This window comes from Antarctobacter aquimaris (genome assembly GCF_900184945.1).
In the GTDB taxonomy this organism is placed as follows: domain Bacteria; phylum Pseudomonadota; class Alphaproteobacteria; order Rhodobacterales; family Rhodobacteraceae; genus Maliponia; species Maliponia aquimaris.
The window spans coordinates 44,299-58,440 of the sequence record NZ_FXYF01000014.1; the positions used below are offsets into that span (position 1 = coordinate 44,299).

The 14,142-nt window shown below is 61.5% G+C and carries 17 protein-coding genes; 10 read left to right on the forward strand and 7 right to left on the reverse strand.

Features of this window, described 5'->3' with window-relative positions; all coding sequences use genetic code 11:
• The 3 genes from MAA8898_RS20155 to MAA8898_RS20165 form a co-directional block, all read right to left on the reverse strand.
• Positions 1–846 carry an ABC transporter permease gene (locus MAA8898_RS20155; protein ID WP_094022834.1) on the reverse strand — a complete coding sequence of 282 codons (846 nt, stop codon included), beginning with the start codon at positions 844–846 and terminating at the stop codon, positions 1–3.
• Positions 847–919: 73 nt separating this feature from the next.
• On the reverse strand, positions 920–2,038 hold the full coding sequence (locus MAA8898_RS20160) for a polyamine ABC transporter substrate-binding protein (protein ID WP_094022835.1): 1,119 nt from the start codon (positions 2,036–2,038) through the stop codon (positions 920–922).
• Positions 2,039–2,079: 41 nt separating this feature from the next.
• A complete protein-coding gene (locus tag MAA8898_RS20165) occupies positions 2,080–2,883 on the reverse strand; it encodes a creatininase (RefSeq protein WP_094022836.1) in 804 nt (267 codons plus the stop codon).
• Positions 2,884–2,974: 91 nt separating this feature from the next.
• Here MAA8898_RS20165 and MAA8898_RS20170 point away from each other — a divergent pair, with 91 nt between their 5' ends.
• The 6 genes from MAA8898_RS20170 (at position 2,975) to MAA8898_RS20190 (ending at position 8,174) form a co-directional block, all read left to right on the forward strand.
• On the forward strand, positions 2,975–3,874 hold the full coding sequence (locus MAA8898_RS20170; RefSeq protein WP_094022837.1) for a LysR substrate-binding domain-containing protein: 900 nt from the start codon (positions 2,975–2,977) through the stop codon (positions 3,872–3,874).
• Positions 3,875–4,013: 139 nt separating this feature from the next.
• The gene (locus MAA8898_RS20175) at positions 4,014–5,204 is read left to right on the forward strand and encodes a M24 family metallopeptidase (protein ID WP_306456483.1); all 1,191 of its coding nucleotides are present in this window, start codon (positions 4,014–4,016) and stop codon (positions 5,202–5,204) included.
• Positions 5,205–5,238: 34 nt separating this feature from the next.
• Positions 5,239–5,370: a hypothetical protein gene (locus MAA8898_RS27105; protein ID WP_281252907.1), complete on the forward strand. Its 132-nt coding sequence runs from the start codon at positions 5,239–5,241 to the stop codon at positions 5,368–5,370.
• Positions 5,371–5,463: 93 nt separating this feature from the next.
• Positions 5,464–6,051: a dimethylsulfonioproprionate lyase family protein gene (locus tag MAA8898_RS20180; protein WP_094022839.1), complete on the forward strand. Its 588-nt coding sequence runs from the start codon at positions 5,464–5,466 to the stop codon at positions 6,049–6,051.
• Positions 6,052–6,289: 238 nt separating this feature from the next.
• Complete coding sequence (locus tag MAA8898_RS20185) at positions 6,290–7,330, forward strand: aromatic ring-hydroxylating dioxygenase subunit alpha (protein WP_094022919.1); 1,041 nt, start codon at positions 6,290–6,292, stop codon at positions 7,328–7,330.
• Positions 7,331–7,370: 40 nt separating this feature from the next.
• Positions 7,371–8,174, forward strand: coding sequence for a phytanoyl-CoA dioxygenase family protein (locus tag MAA8898_RS20190; RefSeq protein ID WP_094022840.1), 804 nt, complete (start codon positions 7,371–7,373; stop codon positions 8,172–8,174).
• Positions 8,175–8,328: 154 nt separating this feature from the next.
• On the opposite strand, the gene MAA8898_RS20195 is transcribed toward MAA8898_RS20190, so the two are convergent.
• From MAA8898_RS20195 to MAA8898_RS20210, 4 genes are all read right to left on the reverse strand, one after another.
• Entirely contained in the window at positions 8,329–9,027 is a 699-nt protein-coding gene (locus MAA8898_RS20195; RefSeq protein WP_094022841.1) for an MOSC domain-containing protein, read from the reverse strand.
• 500 nt (positions 9,028–9,527) lie between these two features.
• Positions 9,528–10,295, reverse strand: a complete 768-nt coding sequence (locus MAA8898_RS20200) for a phosphatase PAP2 family protein (protein WP_245853502.1) — start codon at positions 10,293–10,295, stop codon at positions 9,528–9,530.
• 2 nt (positions 10,296–10,297) lie between these two features.
• Complete coding sequence (gene rnk, locus MAA8898_RS20205) at positions 10,298–10,744, reverse strand: nucleoside diphosphate kinase regulator (protein WP_094022842.1); 447 nt, start codon at positions 10,742–10,744, stop codon at positions 10,298–10,300.
• A gap of 82 nt (positions 10,745–10,826) precedes the next feature.
• Positions 10,827–11,279, reverse strand: a complete 453-nt coding sequence (locus MAA8898_RS20210; RefSeq protein WP_094022843.1) for a hypothetical protein — start codon at positions 11,277–11,279, stop codon at positions 10,827–10,829.
• A 577-nt stretch (positions 11,280–11,856) separates the two neighbouring features.
• Between MAA8898_RS20210 and MAA8898_RS20215 the strand changes: the two genes are divergently transcribed.
• The 4 genes from MAA8898_RS20215 (at position 11,857) to MAA8898_RS20230 (ending at position 14,122) form a co-directional block, all read left to right on the forward strand.
• The gene (locus MAA8898_RS20215) at positions 11,857–12,171 is read left to right on the forward strand and encodes a YjiS-like domain-containing protein (RefSeq protein WP_141194900.1); all 315 of its coding nucleotides are present in this window, start codon (positions 11,857–11,859) and stop codon (positions 12,169–12,171) included.
• Between the two features lie 97 nt (positions 12,172–12,268).
• A complete protein-coding gene (locus MAA8898_RS20220; protein ID WP_094022845.1) occupies positions 12,269–12,640 on the forward strand; it encodes a hypothetical protein in 372 nt (123 codons plus the stop codon).
• A 42-nt stretch (positions 12,641–12,682) separates the two neighbouring features.
• Positions 12,683–13,633 (forward strand): universal stress protein, encoded by a 951-nt coding sequence (locus MAA8898_RS20225; protein WP_094022846.1) that lies wholly within the window; start codon positions 12,683–12,685, stop codon positions 13,631–13,633.
• A gap of 9 nt (positions 13,634–13,642) precedes the next feature.
• On the forward strand, positions 13,643–14,122 hold the full coding sequence (locus MAA8898_RS20230) for a Dps family protein (protein ID WP_094022847.1): 480 nt from the start codon (positions 13,643–13,645) through the stop codon (positions 14,120–14,122).
• Positions 14,123–14,142 lie beyond the last annotated feature (20 nt).

Below are 14,142 nucleotides of genomic sequence, written 5' to 3' on the forward strand. Positions count from 1 at the left end.
TTATTTTCCCCGCTCTTTGTAGGCATAGGTGATCGCCGCAAAGGCAGCGGTGAGCAACGTGATGATCATCATGATCGCAACCACCGCGGCGCGGGGCCATTGCTGGCCGGATTTGGTGAAATCGGTGATCATGATCGACAGGGTCGGAGGATTGCCGCCGCCCAGGTAGAGCGGGCTGACGAAGTCGCCGAAACTGAGGATGAAGGCAAACAGCGCCGCGATGACAAGGCCCACCTTGGCCGATGGCACGATGACGGCGAAAACCGTCCGCAGCCGTCCGCAGCGCAGGTTGTGCGCGGCCTCGATCAGATCGCGGTTGACGAAATTCAGGCTGAACGTCTGCAACAGAATGACCAGGGGCAGCGTCAGGGTGATCATACCCACGATGATGCCGAAGGCATTGTTTAGCATCGGGAATGGCCCAAGCCCGAGATACCCGAAGGCTGCGTTCACGATGCCCGCGTCGGACAGAAACACCTGAAGCGAGTACACCCGGACAAGATAGCTGGTGAAGAACGGGATGATCAGGATGAAGACCATCCAGCGCTTGGCTTTCTCGCCCATCTTGAAGGAGATCGCATAGGACGCCGGAAAGGCGATGATGCTGGTGATCGCAGCAGCCGCAGTGGCAAGCACCATCGTGCGGAAATATGCGTCCCAGAACACACCGCGTGTGAGAACGCGTTCCCAGTTGCCAAAGCTCAGATCGGGCTGCATCTGAAAGTTGCGCACGGTCCAGAAACTGATCGCGACCAGAAACAGGAGCGGAAACAGAAAGAACACCAACTGCCAGATCAGCAGTGGCATCGACAAGATCAATGAGAAAAGTGTCGGTCGCTTTGTCATATCAGATCCCATGGGTCTGCTGTCGGGATGCAGATCGGGGCGCGATCATGCCGCGCCCCGAAATGCCAGCGCCTTATGCGCCCTTGTAGTCGGACCAGAAGTCGTTCCAGTCCTCGAGGCTCTGCTGAACCGGAAGCTGACGGTACTGGATCAGCCCTTCGCGGATCATGTCCATCGCATTGCGCTGTCCCAGCACCATGTTCTGGCGTTTTGCCTCGGCCGGGTTTGTCTCGTTCAGCACTTTCCATCCAGCCTCCGAGGGCACGATGGCCGGATAGGCCGCCATGTCTGCGGATTTCGCCTGGCCTGCCGGCGAGGTGATGTACTGGATCCACTTCTTGGCCATCTCCTGCTTTTGCGAGCCCTTGCCGATCGAGAAGCTCTCGGTCCACTGCAAGCCGCCTTCCTTCGGAATGACACTGCGCACCGGGCTGCCGTTCTTTTCCAGCGTCCCGGTGATCCAGTCACCGATCCCTGCAAAAGCCAGCATCTGGCCGTTGTTCAGCGACGAGAAGGTGCCGCCATAGTCGAAGAAGCCGCCCGCCTGCCGGCGCAGGCCCATGGTGTGCGCCTGCACCTTTTCCCAGGCTGCTTCGTCGATGTCGTAGGGCGATGCATTGCCGACATGCAGGCTCATCTGACCGAGGTTGGGCAGGTGCCAGTCGAAGTGGCCGAGCTTGCCGGTCAGCCGATCGTCGGCAAAGAGATCGTAGCTGGACGCCTCTTCTTCGGTGAACGCATCCGTGTTGTAGGCCACGCCGAGGAACCCGAACCGGGTGATGACGGAGTAGAGCTTGTCATCCTGCCAGTGGCCGGGGAATTTCTGGAACTCGGGGAAGAAGTCGTCAAAGGCGTAGTCGGCCGGGTCAAGCTCTTCGATATAGCCCGCAGCGTTCAGCTGCTGCACATATTCGCCGTCCGACAGGATCACGTCGAAGGTGCCGACGGGGGACTGCGCGATCAGGCCCAGCATGTTGTCGCCGCCGGTGTAGTACTTCGGCACGAATTTGACGTTGTTGGCCTCTTCGAATTCGCCAACGATATCGGGCTCTGCGTGGCCGTACCAGGCAAGCATGGACAGTTCCGTCGTCTGCGCCGCGGCGCGGATGGACAGAAAGGGCGTGGTCAAAGCCGCGGCACCGGTCATCTTCAACAGACTGCGGCGGCTGGGGCGGATCAGGGTGGAAGTCATCGGGCTACTCCTTGTTGGGATGGTTTCTTGGGGCGGGACGATCAGTTTGTCTTTGCCAGAGCGGCGGGCAAACCGAACTCTGCCTTGAGCGCTTCGGCGATTCCTCTGGTGCAGACATCCAGCAGGATATCGCCCTTTTCGGCGGTCGCCTCCTTGGGCGAGGACAGCGTGCCGCTTGCCGGCGTCCATTCCGGCTTGGCCGGGTAGACGTCATAGGGCGGGAACGTCGCCGGGGCGTGTTCGACCGCGTCCTGAAGGGACACGAGATCGGGGTGCAGGCGCAGCATGAGAGACGTTTCCAGAACGCCGCCATGTTCGATGTCCCACCCGAGAAAGCCGTTGGGATACAGCTTTTCGATCGAGGCCTGGTCCACGAAGTCCCAATAGGACAGGACCACGACCTTTACGTCGTGGATGTCGCCCCAGTCGAGTTCGCGCAAGGCAAGGTCGATCGCTTCGGTGATGAACCAGGAATTTTCGAAATGGCCATTGACGATGCACAGGTTGCGCACGCCATGGCGCACGAATTCCTTTACCACGTCCTTGAGGGCATTCACGAGGGTTGCACCGTCAAGGCTGGTAGTGCCCGGAAAGAAGTTCCCGCCGCCTGACTTCTGGTGCGATTTGTAACCATAAGTGAAGGGCGGCGCGACAAGCGCCCCAACCTGCCGGGCAACGCGGCGCGCGAATTCGGTCGGCAGGAGCACATCGACATGCATTGGCATATGATGGCCGTGTTGTTCCATGGATCCGAGCGGGATCAGGACCGGCACATCGCCGTTCTGCACCCGCTTCTGATAGTCGGGCCAAGGCATTTCGGCGGCGAAAACGGTCGAATGTGACATTGCGTCCCCTACGTCTGAAGATCGTCTGACTCTAGGGCAGCTTGCCTTTTCCCGGAAATTCATAGTAACAATGTCTGGATAAGGAACGTTAATGACGCGCAAGTTCACGAACCTTCAAACCGACCTGCTGCGGACCTTCGTGACCGTTGTCGACCTGCGCAATTATACCGAAACCGGAAACGTTCTTGGCCGGACGCAGCCGGCGATATCCTTGCAGATCAAGCGCCTCGAAGAGATTGTCGGCGCCAAACTGATCAAGCATGAGGGCAAGCAGGTTGAGCTGACACCGGACGGGCAGACCCTTCTGGGCTACGCACGCGAGATGCTGCGTCTCAATGACCGGGCCGTCGCGAACCTGCATCAGACAACCGCCCACGGAACACTCACAATCGGTTTGCCGGTCGATTATTCCATCGATTTCTTCCAGAGCATCATTGCCAGGTTCTCCCGCGAGAACCCGGCTGTCTCGCTCGACATCCGTTGCGATCGAAGCCGAGAGCTGCTCGCGGCCCTTCAAGTTGACGATCTCGACATGACCATCGCAATCACGGACGAGATGCCGGCACCCCATGTGTCCCTGTTCTGGTCGGAACGCCCGGTCTGGGTCTGCGCCCGCAAACACACGATCGATCCAGACAGGCCGCTCAGAGTGATCGCGCATCCCGATGGCTGTTTCTATCGCAGGCGCATGATCGACGCGCTGAATGCCGAAGGTCGCGATTGGCGCGTGTCGTTCGAAAGCCTGGGGGTTGCAGCGCTCCAGAAGGCAGTTCTGGACGGCATGGGCGTCACCGCGCTGACAAAGAAGACGTTGCTGCCGGGCATGCGGGTCCTGACCCCAAGCGAGGGCTTCCCGTTGCTGTCGAACATCCACATCGGGCTGTTTTACAAGCACGTCAAGTTGTCCGATGCCGCGCTCAAGTTGATCGAACAGATCACGGAGGACGTGTCGAGCTTTCAGCTGCCGACACGCACTCGTTCCGGCCCCTAGCCCTGCGCACCCAGCTGAATTTGGAATCCTTATGATGGGATGACAGCAATTAATTTTTTTCCGCCTCGGCCCGCTGCTACGCAGATGAAGTCACCGTTAGCAGAGAGGGTTTTCGACAATGGACGACATGCTCCACGTCATGGAATGGCACAACGGCGAGAAGGAGTTTTCGCCCTTTTCGGATAAGGAAATGGCCCGCCGCCAGAACGAGCTGCGCGCCTGGATGAGCAAGAACGATGTCGATGCATCGCTCTTCACCTCCTATCACTGCATCAACTACTACAGCGGATGGCTGTACTGCTATTTCGGCCGCAAGTACGGCATGGTCATCGACCAGAAGAACGCGACGACCATCTCCGCAGGCATCGACGGCGGCCAGCCGTTCCGCCGCAGCTTTGGCAACAACATCACCTACACCGACTGGCGTCGTGACAATTTCTACCGCGCGATCAAGCAATTGACGCCCGGCGCCAAGCGTATCGGCATCGAATTCGACCACGTGTCGCTGGAATACCGCCAGTTGTTGCAGGATGCCCTGCCGGGCGTCGAGTTTGTCGATGTCGGCCAGCCGGCCATGTGGATGCGGACGATCAAGTCGGCCGAGGAAATCAAGCTGATCAAGGAAGGCGCGCGCGTCGCCGACGTCGGCGGTGCGGCGGTTGCCGCCGCGGTCAAGGCCGGTGTTCCCGAGCACGAAGTCGCCATTGCCGGCACCAATGCGATGATCCGCGAGATCGCCAACTCCTTCCCGTTCGTTGAATTGATGGACACCTGGACCTGGTTCCAGTCCGGCATCAACACCGACGGCGCGCACAACCCGGTGACCAACAAGAAAGTGCAATCGGGCGAGATCCTCAGCCTCAACACTTTCCCGATGATCTTCGGCTACTACACCGCGCTGGAACGGACCCTGTTCTGCGACCATGTGGATGACGCCAGCCTCGACATCTGGGAAAAGAACGTCAAGGTTCACGTGCGTGGTCTGGAGCTGATCAAGCCCGGCGCCCGTTGCATGGATATCGCGATCGAGCTCAACGAGATGTATCGCGAGTGGGATCTGCTGAAGTATCGCTCGTTCGGTTACGGGCACAGCTTTGGTGTCCTGAGCCATTACTATGGCCGTGAGGCCGGTGTCGAACTTCGCGAAGACATCGAGACGGTGCTCAAGCCCGGTATGGTCGTCTCCATGGAGCCCATGGTCATGATCCCGGAAGGCAAGCCCGGCGCCGGCGGTTACCGCGAGCATGACATCCTGGTCATCGGAGAGGACAAGGTCGAGAACATCACCGGCTTCCCCTTCGGCCCCGAGCACAATGTCATCAAGAACTGAGGTCAGCGCTCTCTCTGTAGCGAACAATATTGCCATGATCTGCGCCCTGGTGGTGCTGGTCATGGCGGTAGCCCTGCTGTCGCGGGAAACCCGAAAGCAGGGCTATTCCGTGATCGTGCGTGGGGCGGGAACACCCATCTTCATTGAAACGACCGGCGGCGACTAGTCTGGCTGGACAGAATCGCCGACTTTGCCGTTTCGTTGTCTGACGACACTGGCCGTCAGACAACTTCAGTCCTTTTGGGAACCGGACAAGGCAATGCGCAACCAAGCTTTACAAGAGTTTCTAGACGCGGCAAGAGCAGCCTATTCCCACTGCGCCCGTGATCCGAAATCCATCGCTTTGCTTGAACGGGTTTTTTCCACCCTCGAGGTCCCGGCCCAGGGAACGCAACCCGACAGTGGCCGGCTTCCGGTCTGCCGGTATCTTCCGGATATCACGGAGCCTTCAGACCATGACGCTCCTGAACTTCGACAGGTGATGCAGGCTTTCAGGGGCATTGAGCCGGCGCTCCGGTGGCGCCGCCGCCAGGGAAGTTGCAGCGGTGCAAGCGAAGGCTTTGCCGAGAGCCATGCCAATGCGATGATTGTCGGCCCTGACGGCCTTGAGCCGCGTGACGACGTCTGGCTGGGCGTGTCGCTTCTGGGGCCGAACGTGCAGTATCCCGATCACAGGCACCCACCCGAAGAAGTCTATCTTGTCATGAGCCCAGGTGACTTTCGGCAGGGTCTCAACGCATGGGTCCATGTGGCAAGAGGGGAAACCCACTACAACCCGCACAATATCGTGCACGCCATGCGGTCCGCTGACCGCCCGCTCCTCGCTTTCTGGGCGCTGAAGGAATAGTCGGGGCACCGGGGACGCACTGCTTGCCGAGATGGAAAACACGCTCATTCGCACACCCGATCCCGCACGCGATTCCTGCCAATCGGTTCGGGGTCTTGCGATCGGTCGCCATCGGCGGGTCCAGGAAGAACGCTTCGGTCTCGAATGTCCGGGTGTTCCGACAGGGTCGTTTCAATGCCCGCCAATGCGTGGCCTTGTCCTGCCTGGCGCTTTGAGCCGCTGAACGAAAGGGATGCAGATGTTTCTGAAGAACGCCTGGTACGTCGCCGCCTGGGATCATGAGATCACCCGCGACTTGCAGCAGATCGTGGTGCTTGGCGAAAAGATCTGCGTGTTTCGCACCGAGGCAGGTGACCTGGTCGCGCTTGAAGACGCCTGCCCGCACCGCAAGCTGCCTCTGTCCAAGGGACGGATCAAGGGCGACACGGTCGAATGCGGCTATCATGGGCTGACGTTCAATTGCGTCGGCCAATGCGTCTGGGCCCCCGGTTCCGGCGGCATCCCCTCCAACGCCAAGGTGCACGCCTACCCCTTGCATGAAGAATACGGGCTGGTCTGGATCTGGATGGGCAACCCCGCGCTGGCCGATCCGTCGGATATCTTCGAAATCGAGAACTATGGCGATCCCGCATGGGGCATGAACCGCGGTGCCGCGATGGAGCTGGACTGCAACTATCTGCTGATGTGCGACAACCTTCTGGACCCGACCCATGTCGCCTGGGTTCACCAAAGCAGCTTTGCCACCGATGCCACGAAGAACACGCCGCTGCGCATCACGAAAACCGATGACGGGGTCATCGTTCACCGCTGGATGATGGATCACGAACCGGCCCCCTTCTACAAGAAGATCGTGGAGTTCGAAGGCAACTGCGACCGCTTGCAGCACTACGAGGTGCGCTACCCCTCACACGCGCTGATCAAGGCGGTGTTCACGCCAGCGGGCACGGGCGGCCCGGATGGGCCGTTGCACGAGAAGACGTTCATCATGGACAGCTACAATTTCATGACGCCGACAACAGAAAGCCAGACCCGCTATTACTGGTTCCAGCTGCGCAACATCCGGCCCGAGGACCAGGCCCTGTCCAGGATGATGAGCGAGGATGTGCAGCACGCCTTTGAAGAAGACCGGGACGTGTTGAACGAGGTGCAAAAGGGTATGGCCAACAAATCCTCTCCGCATATCGACCTGCCGATTGACGGCGGGCAGCTGCGCTTCCGGCGGCAACTGCAGTCGATGATCAACGAAGAACAGAAGGTCGACCGACAGATGGCTGAATAGCCCCGACCCCGGCCAGGCAACAACCGAAAGATACAGCACCATGACACATCCGCTTTTGACCCAGGACCATATCGATGCCTACGCCCGCGACGGCGTTGTGCTTGTCAAAGGCCTGTTCAAGGATCAGGTCGAGCAGCTGCGGGCGGGTGTCGCGCGCAACATGGCCGAACCCGGTCCCTATGCCGCCGAGAACCTGAAGGAGGGCGAAGGCGGGCGGTTCTTCGACGATTACTGCAACTGGACGCGCATCCCCGAATTCGAAGCGGCCATCAAGGCCTCACCGGCTGCGGCCGTCGCGGCCGAACTGATGGGGTCCAGGACGGTGCAGATGTTCCACGATCATGTGCTGGTCAAGGAACCGGGCACCTCAAAGCCGACGCCGTGGCATCAGGACGCCCCGTATTACTTTGTCGAAGGCGACCAAACCGTCAGCTTCTGGTCGCCGCTCGATCCGGTGCGGCAGGCCTCGTTGCGCTGTGTCGCCGGATCACATCTCTGGGAAAAGCCCGTTCTGCCGACGCGCTGGCTGGCCGAGACCAGTTTTTATCCCGATGATGACACCTACATGCCCGTCCCTGATCCCGACGCCGAGGGCATGGATGTCCGCGAATACGCGATGGAACCCGGTGATGCGGTGGCGTTCAACTACAAGACGCTGCACGGGGCACGCGGGAATGACAGCGGCTCGCGCCGCCGCGCCTTTTCGCTGCGCCTGCTGGGTGATGATGCCCGCTACGTCGAACGCCCCGGCCCCACGTCGCCCCCCTTTCCCGGTCATGAGATGAAACCGGGACAGCGCCTGCGCGAAGACTGGTTCCCGCTACTTCTGGATACTGCAAAGTAGTCGGGGCAGCGCAGCGCCCGGAGCGCAAAGACAAGCAAACGGTGGCGATCGGGTGGCTCGGGTCATGGTGAGCTCCTGCTCTGCGGCCAGCCGCACGCAGTCATGGGTCTGGATGATCAGGGTATGCCCGCAGACCCTCGTGGCCTGAACGTGCTCATTCCCCGCCAACCAACCTGCGGCTGGTATCCTCGTCCAGATCGCCACTGGCCATCTTCGAGAATGCAGTGCGCCAGCCGGGCGCAAGCTCTGGCATGACAGCAAGGATCGCGGCATCCGCTTGGGAAACCCGCCGGGTCAAACGGGCTCTGGTCACGCGCGCCACCGTCCAGTCCGGTTGTGGCCGGCCAAGCAACGACACGGTATCCCCGACCCCCGCAATGCCCGGCTCCAGAACGCGGTAATACCATCCCGTCCGGCCTGTTTTCTGAAACAGGTTGGCCATGCCGCGATTGGCCGTGTGCTCGCTGACCTTCCAGCAGGGTTGCCTCCCCTGGCTGATCTGCACCACCGCGGTGCCAAGGCGCAGCGTGTCCCCGATGCACAAATCGGTTTCGGTCATGCCAAAGGTGGCGATGTTCTCGCCGAAGGCGGCTGGCGTGGTGCCGACCGGGATCGCGCCTTCGGCGATCCAATCGGCGTAGTGGTCCGTCGCGTAATGGTGGATCGCCTTGTCGGGTCCGCCGTGGTGATCGAGGTCGGCCTGAGCATCTGACACGAAGCCGAGTTCGTCGATCTCATGGTGTCCGGCGACCGGGGTCTTGCCGATCGCAGAGGGCGGCTTGCCGTCCCAGCGATGCGCCACTTTGCCAAAGAACATCCCGTCTATCCGGGTGGTCAGGGTGGGGATGGTCATCCGGCGTCCTGTTCAAAGCAGATCTGATCTGCCTCATGGGGTTGCAGTGGCTCCGACAGCAAGGGGCAATAGCCGCCATCGGATGTGGCGTCGTGGTGACTGCACAGTCTGCAAACCCCGAACGGACGGCCGTTATTTTTCGTCAGTATGGCCCCAAGCACGGAGCGCAGCAAGGCCGGCAAGCCCGCCTTTTCGGGTTCCGCGCACTCCGCCAGGGCGACCGTCACTGGGTCCTGTCAGGATGCGACCGACGCGCCGGATGGCGTCAAATCAAACCTGATCGCGCGTTGATCAAGGGTCGAGCGGCGTTCGGCCAGTGCCGACATGACGTGAAAACGCGGTGGTCGCACATCTCAGATTTACCGAACGATGTCGCGATGCCCACACTCGTGGGATTCAAGCTGCGCCGTCGCCGTCGTTAGATTTCCCATGCGTTGGTGAGTTGGGCCGCGACCTTTCGGCCGTGCCGACGCACGTCGCACGGACCTGAGATCATACTCTCAGGGTTTCTCTCCATCTGCCTCTGATTCGAGGTGGCCCTTGTGCGACAGCAACTTCGCGCCGAGCAGGCATATGAACGCCCAGCCCGTTCCGGCGAGCCATCCGGCAAGCACGTCAGTGGGCCAGTGAACGCCCAGATAGACCCGGCTGAGACCGACCAGGATCGTGACGGTGACCGCAAGCGACAGGACATATGCCTTTTGCCGACGGCTTGCCAGGATCCGGGCGATCAGCACTCCAAGTGTCAGGTAGGCGACCGCTGCCATCATGGAATGGCCTGACGGGAAACTCGCGGTACTGACCATCGAGCCATGAGGGACGAGGTCGGGACGGGGCCGGTCGAAGAACTCCTTGGCGATGCTCGACACGGCGATTCCGCCGCCGACCGTCGCCAGCAGGTAGACCATCGTGCCGATCTGCCGCCTCAACAGGAAGAACCCTGCGGTGGCGAGCGTGGCGAGCGTCAGGACAGCGACGCCCCCCAAGGCGGTAAGGTCACGCGCCATTTCCTGCAGCCAGGGCGGACCAAGTGGTATGGCGATGTCTCCCGGGGTTCTGAGCAGCAGCAGAAGGTCCCGGTCAAGATCGTGAGTTGCACCGTCAAAGACCTCGTCGGCCAGCTCGGCGAAGGCCCAGATCGTCACCACCGCGACCGCCAGAACCAGCAGCCAACTCAGCTCGATATTTCGCCCGGGCCACCGCGCGGCCGGAGTTGTCCTCGCTGGAATGCGAGGTACAACCGGTCGGTTTTCGGGCGGCTGGGCCAAGATCAGGTAGCCGTCTCTTCGGACGGTGGCGCCGGTTCCACTTTTGTCACCGACAGCATCCGGCGCTGGTTGTCGCGCGTGTCCCAGTAGAACCCGGCACCTTCGGCCAGCCCCAGAAGGGCCACGCCGATCGGCGTCATCAGCGACACCCGTTGCCGGGCGATGTCGGCATCTTCGGGATAGACCAGCGTCACGGTTCTCTCCAGCCCGGTGCTCTCGTCGCGGTAGGTCACTCTGCTGCCGATCGCGACGACATTCGCCGGCATCTTTGACGGAGCGACGATCCGGGCGCGCCCGATCTCGTCGAACAGGCGGTCGGCCAGGGCCGGGTTGCGCTGCATCGCGCCTTCCGCGAGCGCCTCGATATGGGCGAGATCATCTGAATTGATGACGATTCTCGGGGTCGGCATGCGGCGCTTTTTCATGGTGCTGGTCATTTCGGTCATCATTTCATGGTCTCCTTCAAGTGATTTGGTAGCCATCGAACCTCGTGTTCGCCGTCGGCTGCCGGAATGGCATTGCGGCGACGCTTCAGTTCGGCGGCGTTACGTCCAGAACCGACAGCGACAATATCTCGCCATCCTCACGCAGTAGCGGGGCACGTTGCCCGACCCGCATGCCGATCAGCGTGGCACCCAGCAGCGAGGCGACCGGTATGACGCCGCCGCCAAACCCCGATCTCGTCCGATGCGACATCAGACCCTTCTGGCCGGGTCCGCCGTTCACCGAATAGGAAACCTCGCATCCGCCGGTCACGAGATCTCCGGCATGGAAGTCGGCGACAGGTTCCGTGTTCATGATCTTGTGGTGCAATACATAGGCAAGCAGCGTCCAACCGGGCAGCCGCAACTGTTCGCACTGTTCCAGATGCCGTTGCAGCAGCTGGTGATCGGTCTCGGGCAGAACCGCCCGGATGCGGGGCCTTGTCCGCGGGCCGGATTGGTTCAGGGTGGCGGCGGTATCGGTTTCGTGAATCCTGGTCATCACTTCTCCTCGGACGACAGTGTCGCCGCTCGCTAAACTTCTGGGTTACGATGAGGAGGCCCCGGGAGGCTGGGTAGGCGCGATAGCGCCTAGACCGCCCGGGGAGACGGGCGGTTCAGCAGAAGAAACCGGAAATGATCTGCATGTACCAACATGTCATCAGAGCTAGGCATCCGGTGTTGAATAGTCAATCGCCAGCCGCGGGTCCCTGACCATGGACGCGGCGCAAAGCCGCAAACAGCACGGCAATCGGCGCTTTCGTGCCGAAAGGTCGCACCCCGGGGCGACAGCATTGAAAGCCCGGTCAGCTATGGCCATATCACTACCATGATGATGTTCAGCTTCCATATGAGGTTCCTGCCCAAGGCAGGAAAGCTACTGAACCGCCGGTAACCCCGGGCGGGGCGGGCTGGTGCCTGTCTGACGCCTCGGGGATTTTCCTGATCTCTCAATGATCACATGAAACAGACGGCGGCGTATGCGCCGCCCGGGCAGGATTGCGGTTTGCCGCAGTCCGATCTCCGGGCAATGCGTCACCCGCGTCATGGCATCAGCAGCTTTGAACCAGGAGGATGACATGCATCCCTATCTCTCTCATCGCGACAACCTCTCGCAATCCCTGCCCTACGAGCGCGCCTTTCGCAAACGTGCCAAAGCGGGCGAAGTTCTCCGCCGGTGGCTCAGTGCCGCGACCCGCGATTGGCAGCGGCGCAAGATGATTGCGGCACTCAGCGCCATGGATGACCGGCTTCTGCGGGACATCGGCATCTACCGCAACGACATCGCGCGCGTCGTCGACGGATTCATCGATCGTGAACTCAGGATGACGCCTGTTGCCGAAAACGCACGTCGGAACGAGACGGCATACGAGCCATTCCGCAAAGCCGCCTGAGCGCCGTTCCAAGCAGACCGTCGCGTCACCGGGTTACGGTGGCGCGACCATGCCCGAGCCCGGGAGTCCAAACCGCCGATCAGAGGGAGTCAAAACGATGATGATTTGCAAAGCCGACTTCGAGGAACTGTTTCCTCACCTGTTCCAACCCGATCCCGCCCCGGCTCCGGCCCCGGCCCCGGCTCTGGCCCCCGCCTCGCGCAGGATGGCGCGGTCAGCGAGCGTGGAGTGCCTCGCCCGCTGGGAGAATGAAGGCGGCACCGTCCAGCCCGCCACCGGGCAGCCCCGAACGGCAGCCGGACGCAGACCGCAATACGGCTCCGACATGTCGGCGTTGGCGAGAATGCCGGCGCTGGCGAGGGCCAGCGCCATGGCCGCGACGATGCCCGGCGCAGCGTCCTATTCGGCCGCCCTGTCGATGCTTTCAGCCTACGGGCAGATGACCAGAGACCGGCACGAGACGCTTTGAACGTCAGGCCGAATTGCCCTGCTGCATGAAGGAGGAACGACCATGAACCCCATTCGCATCCTTGCGGCGGTCGACCGGTTTCCCGAAGACGACGCGGTTCTGCTGCGTGGAATGGAGATCGCGGCTCATCACGGTGTGGCGCTGAGCATCGTTCACATCGTCGACCTGCCCGACCATGCGGCGGGTGCGGCATTGAACGATCCCGCGCGTGGCCAGGCGGTGTTCGCCGCCCGCGACCGCATCGAGGCGGCGCTGCGCCGACATGAGATTGATCCGGCCGACACCGATATTCGGATCGAGGCCGGATCGCCCGCTCAGCGGCTTGTCGAGATCTGCGATTTGCTCAAACCGACGCTTGTCGTGATGCGCGCGCATCACAAGTCGGGGATCATCGAAAAGCTGCTTGGCTCGACGACGGACAAGGTGATCGCCGCAGGCATCGCCCCGGTTCTGGTTGTCAGGCAGGACATCGACAAACCTTATCGTCGTGTCCTGCTGGCGATTGATGGGCCCGACAATGCTCCCGCGGCGCTGTCCTTCGTGGCAGCGCTCTTGCCGAATGCCGCCTTGCATCTGGTTCAGGCCGTGCAGATGGCGCACCAGCTTGAAGAGGCGATGCTGCGCGTCGGATTGGCGCAGTCGGACCTGTCGGCGCATCATGATGTCCTTGCCAAGGACGCCGAAAACCGTCTGCGCTCTCTGGTCGCCGGGCTTGTGCCTCCCGTGACGTGGCAGGTGCTGCGCGGCGAACCGGCGGCAGAGCTTGTCCGCGCGACGCATAGCCCCGAGGTGGACCTGATCGCACTCGGCCCCAATCGTTCCAGCCTGATCCGGCGCGCCTTTGTCGGCAGTGTCGCGCGGCGACTGCTCCGCGATTGCGCCTGCGACGTCCTGATCAGCCGACCGGTTGAGGAGCGCCGCCCGGAGACGGTGGAGCGAGCCGAACGCGCTGACGAGCAACCGACCCCAAACCTGAAACAACTCTCGATATAGGAGGTATCCATGACCACCACCGCAATGAAAAACCCGACGACCGCAGCCGTGAAACCCGATGGGCGGAACACAACGCCCGTGGCCGAGGCGCTGGCCGAAGCTCTGACCGGCACCTACCGGCTTGTGATCAAATCCCACACCTACCACTGGAACGTGACCGGCCCGCTGTTCTACGCGATCCACAATCTTTCGGAAGAGCAGTACACTGACATGTTCGCCGCCGCCGACGTGATCGCCGAGCGCATCCGGGCCCTGGGCAAGCTCGCGTCAGTGACCCTGGCAGAACCGGTAGAAATGCCGGGCGGATCGCTGACGGCGGATGAAATGGTCAAGGACCTTCTGTCTGATCACGAACGCATGGCGCGCCAGTTTCACGCCCTCGTCGAAACCGCGGAGTCCCAGAAAGACCCCGCGACAGCCGACCTTGCGACCGAACGCGCCGCGTTCCATGAAAAAGCCGCTTGGATGTGGCGGGCGACAGCCGGGTAAATACCTGCTCCGCGAGAGCC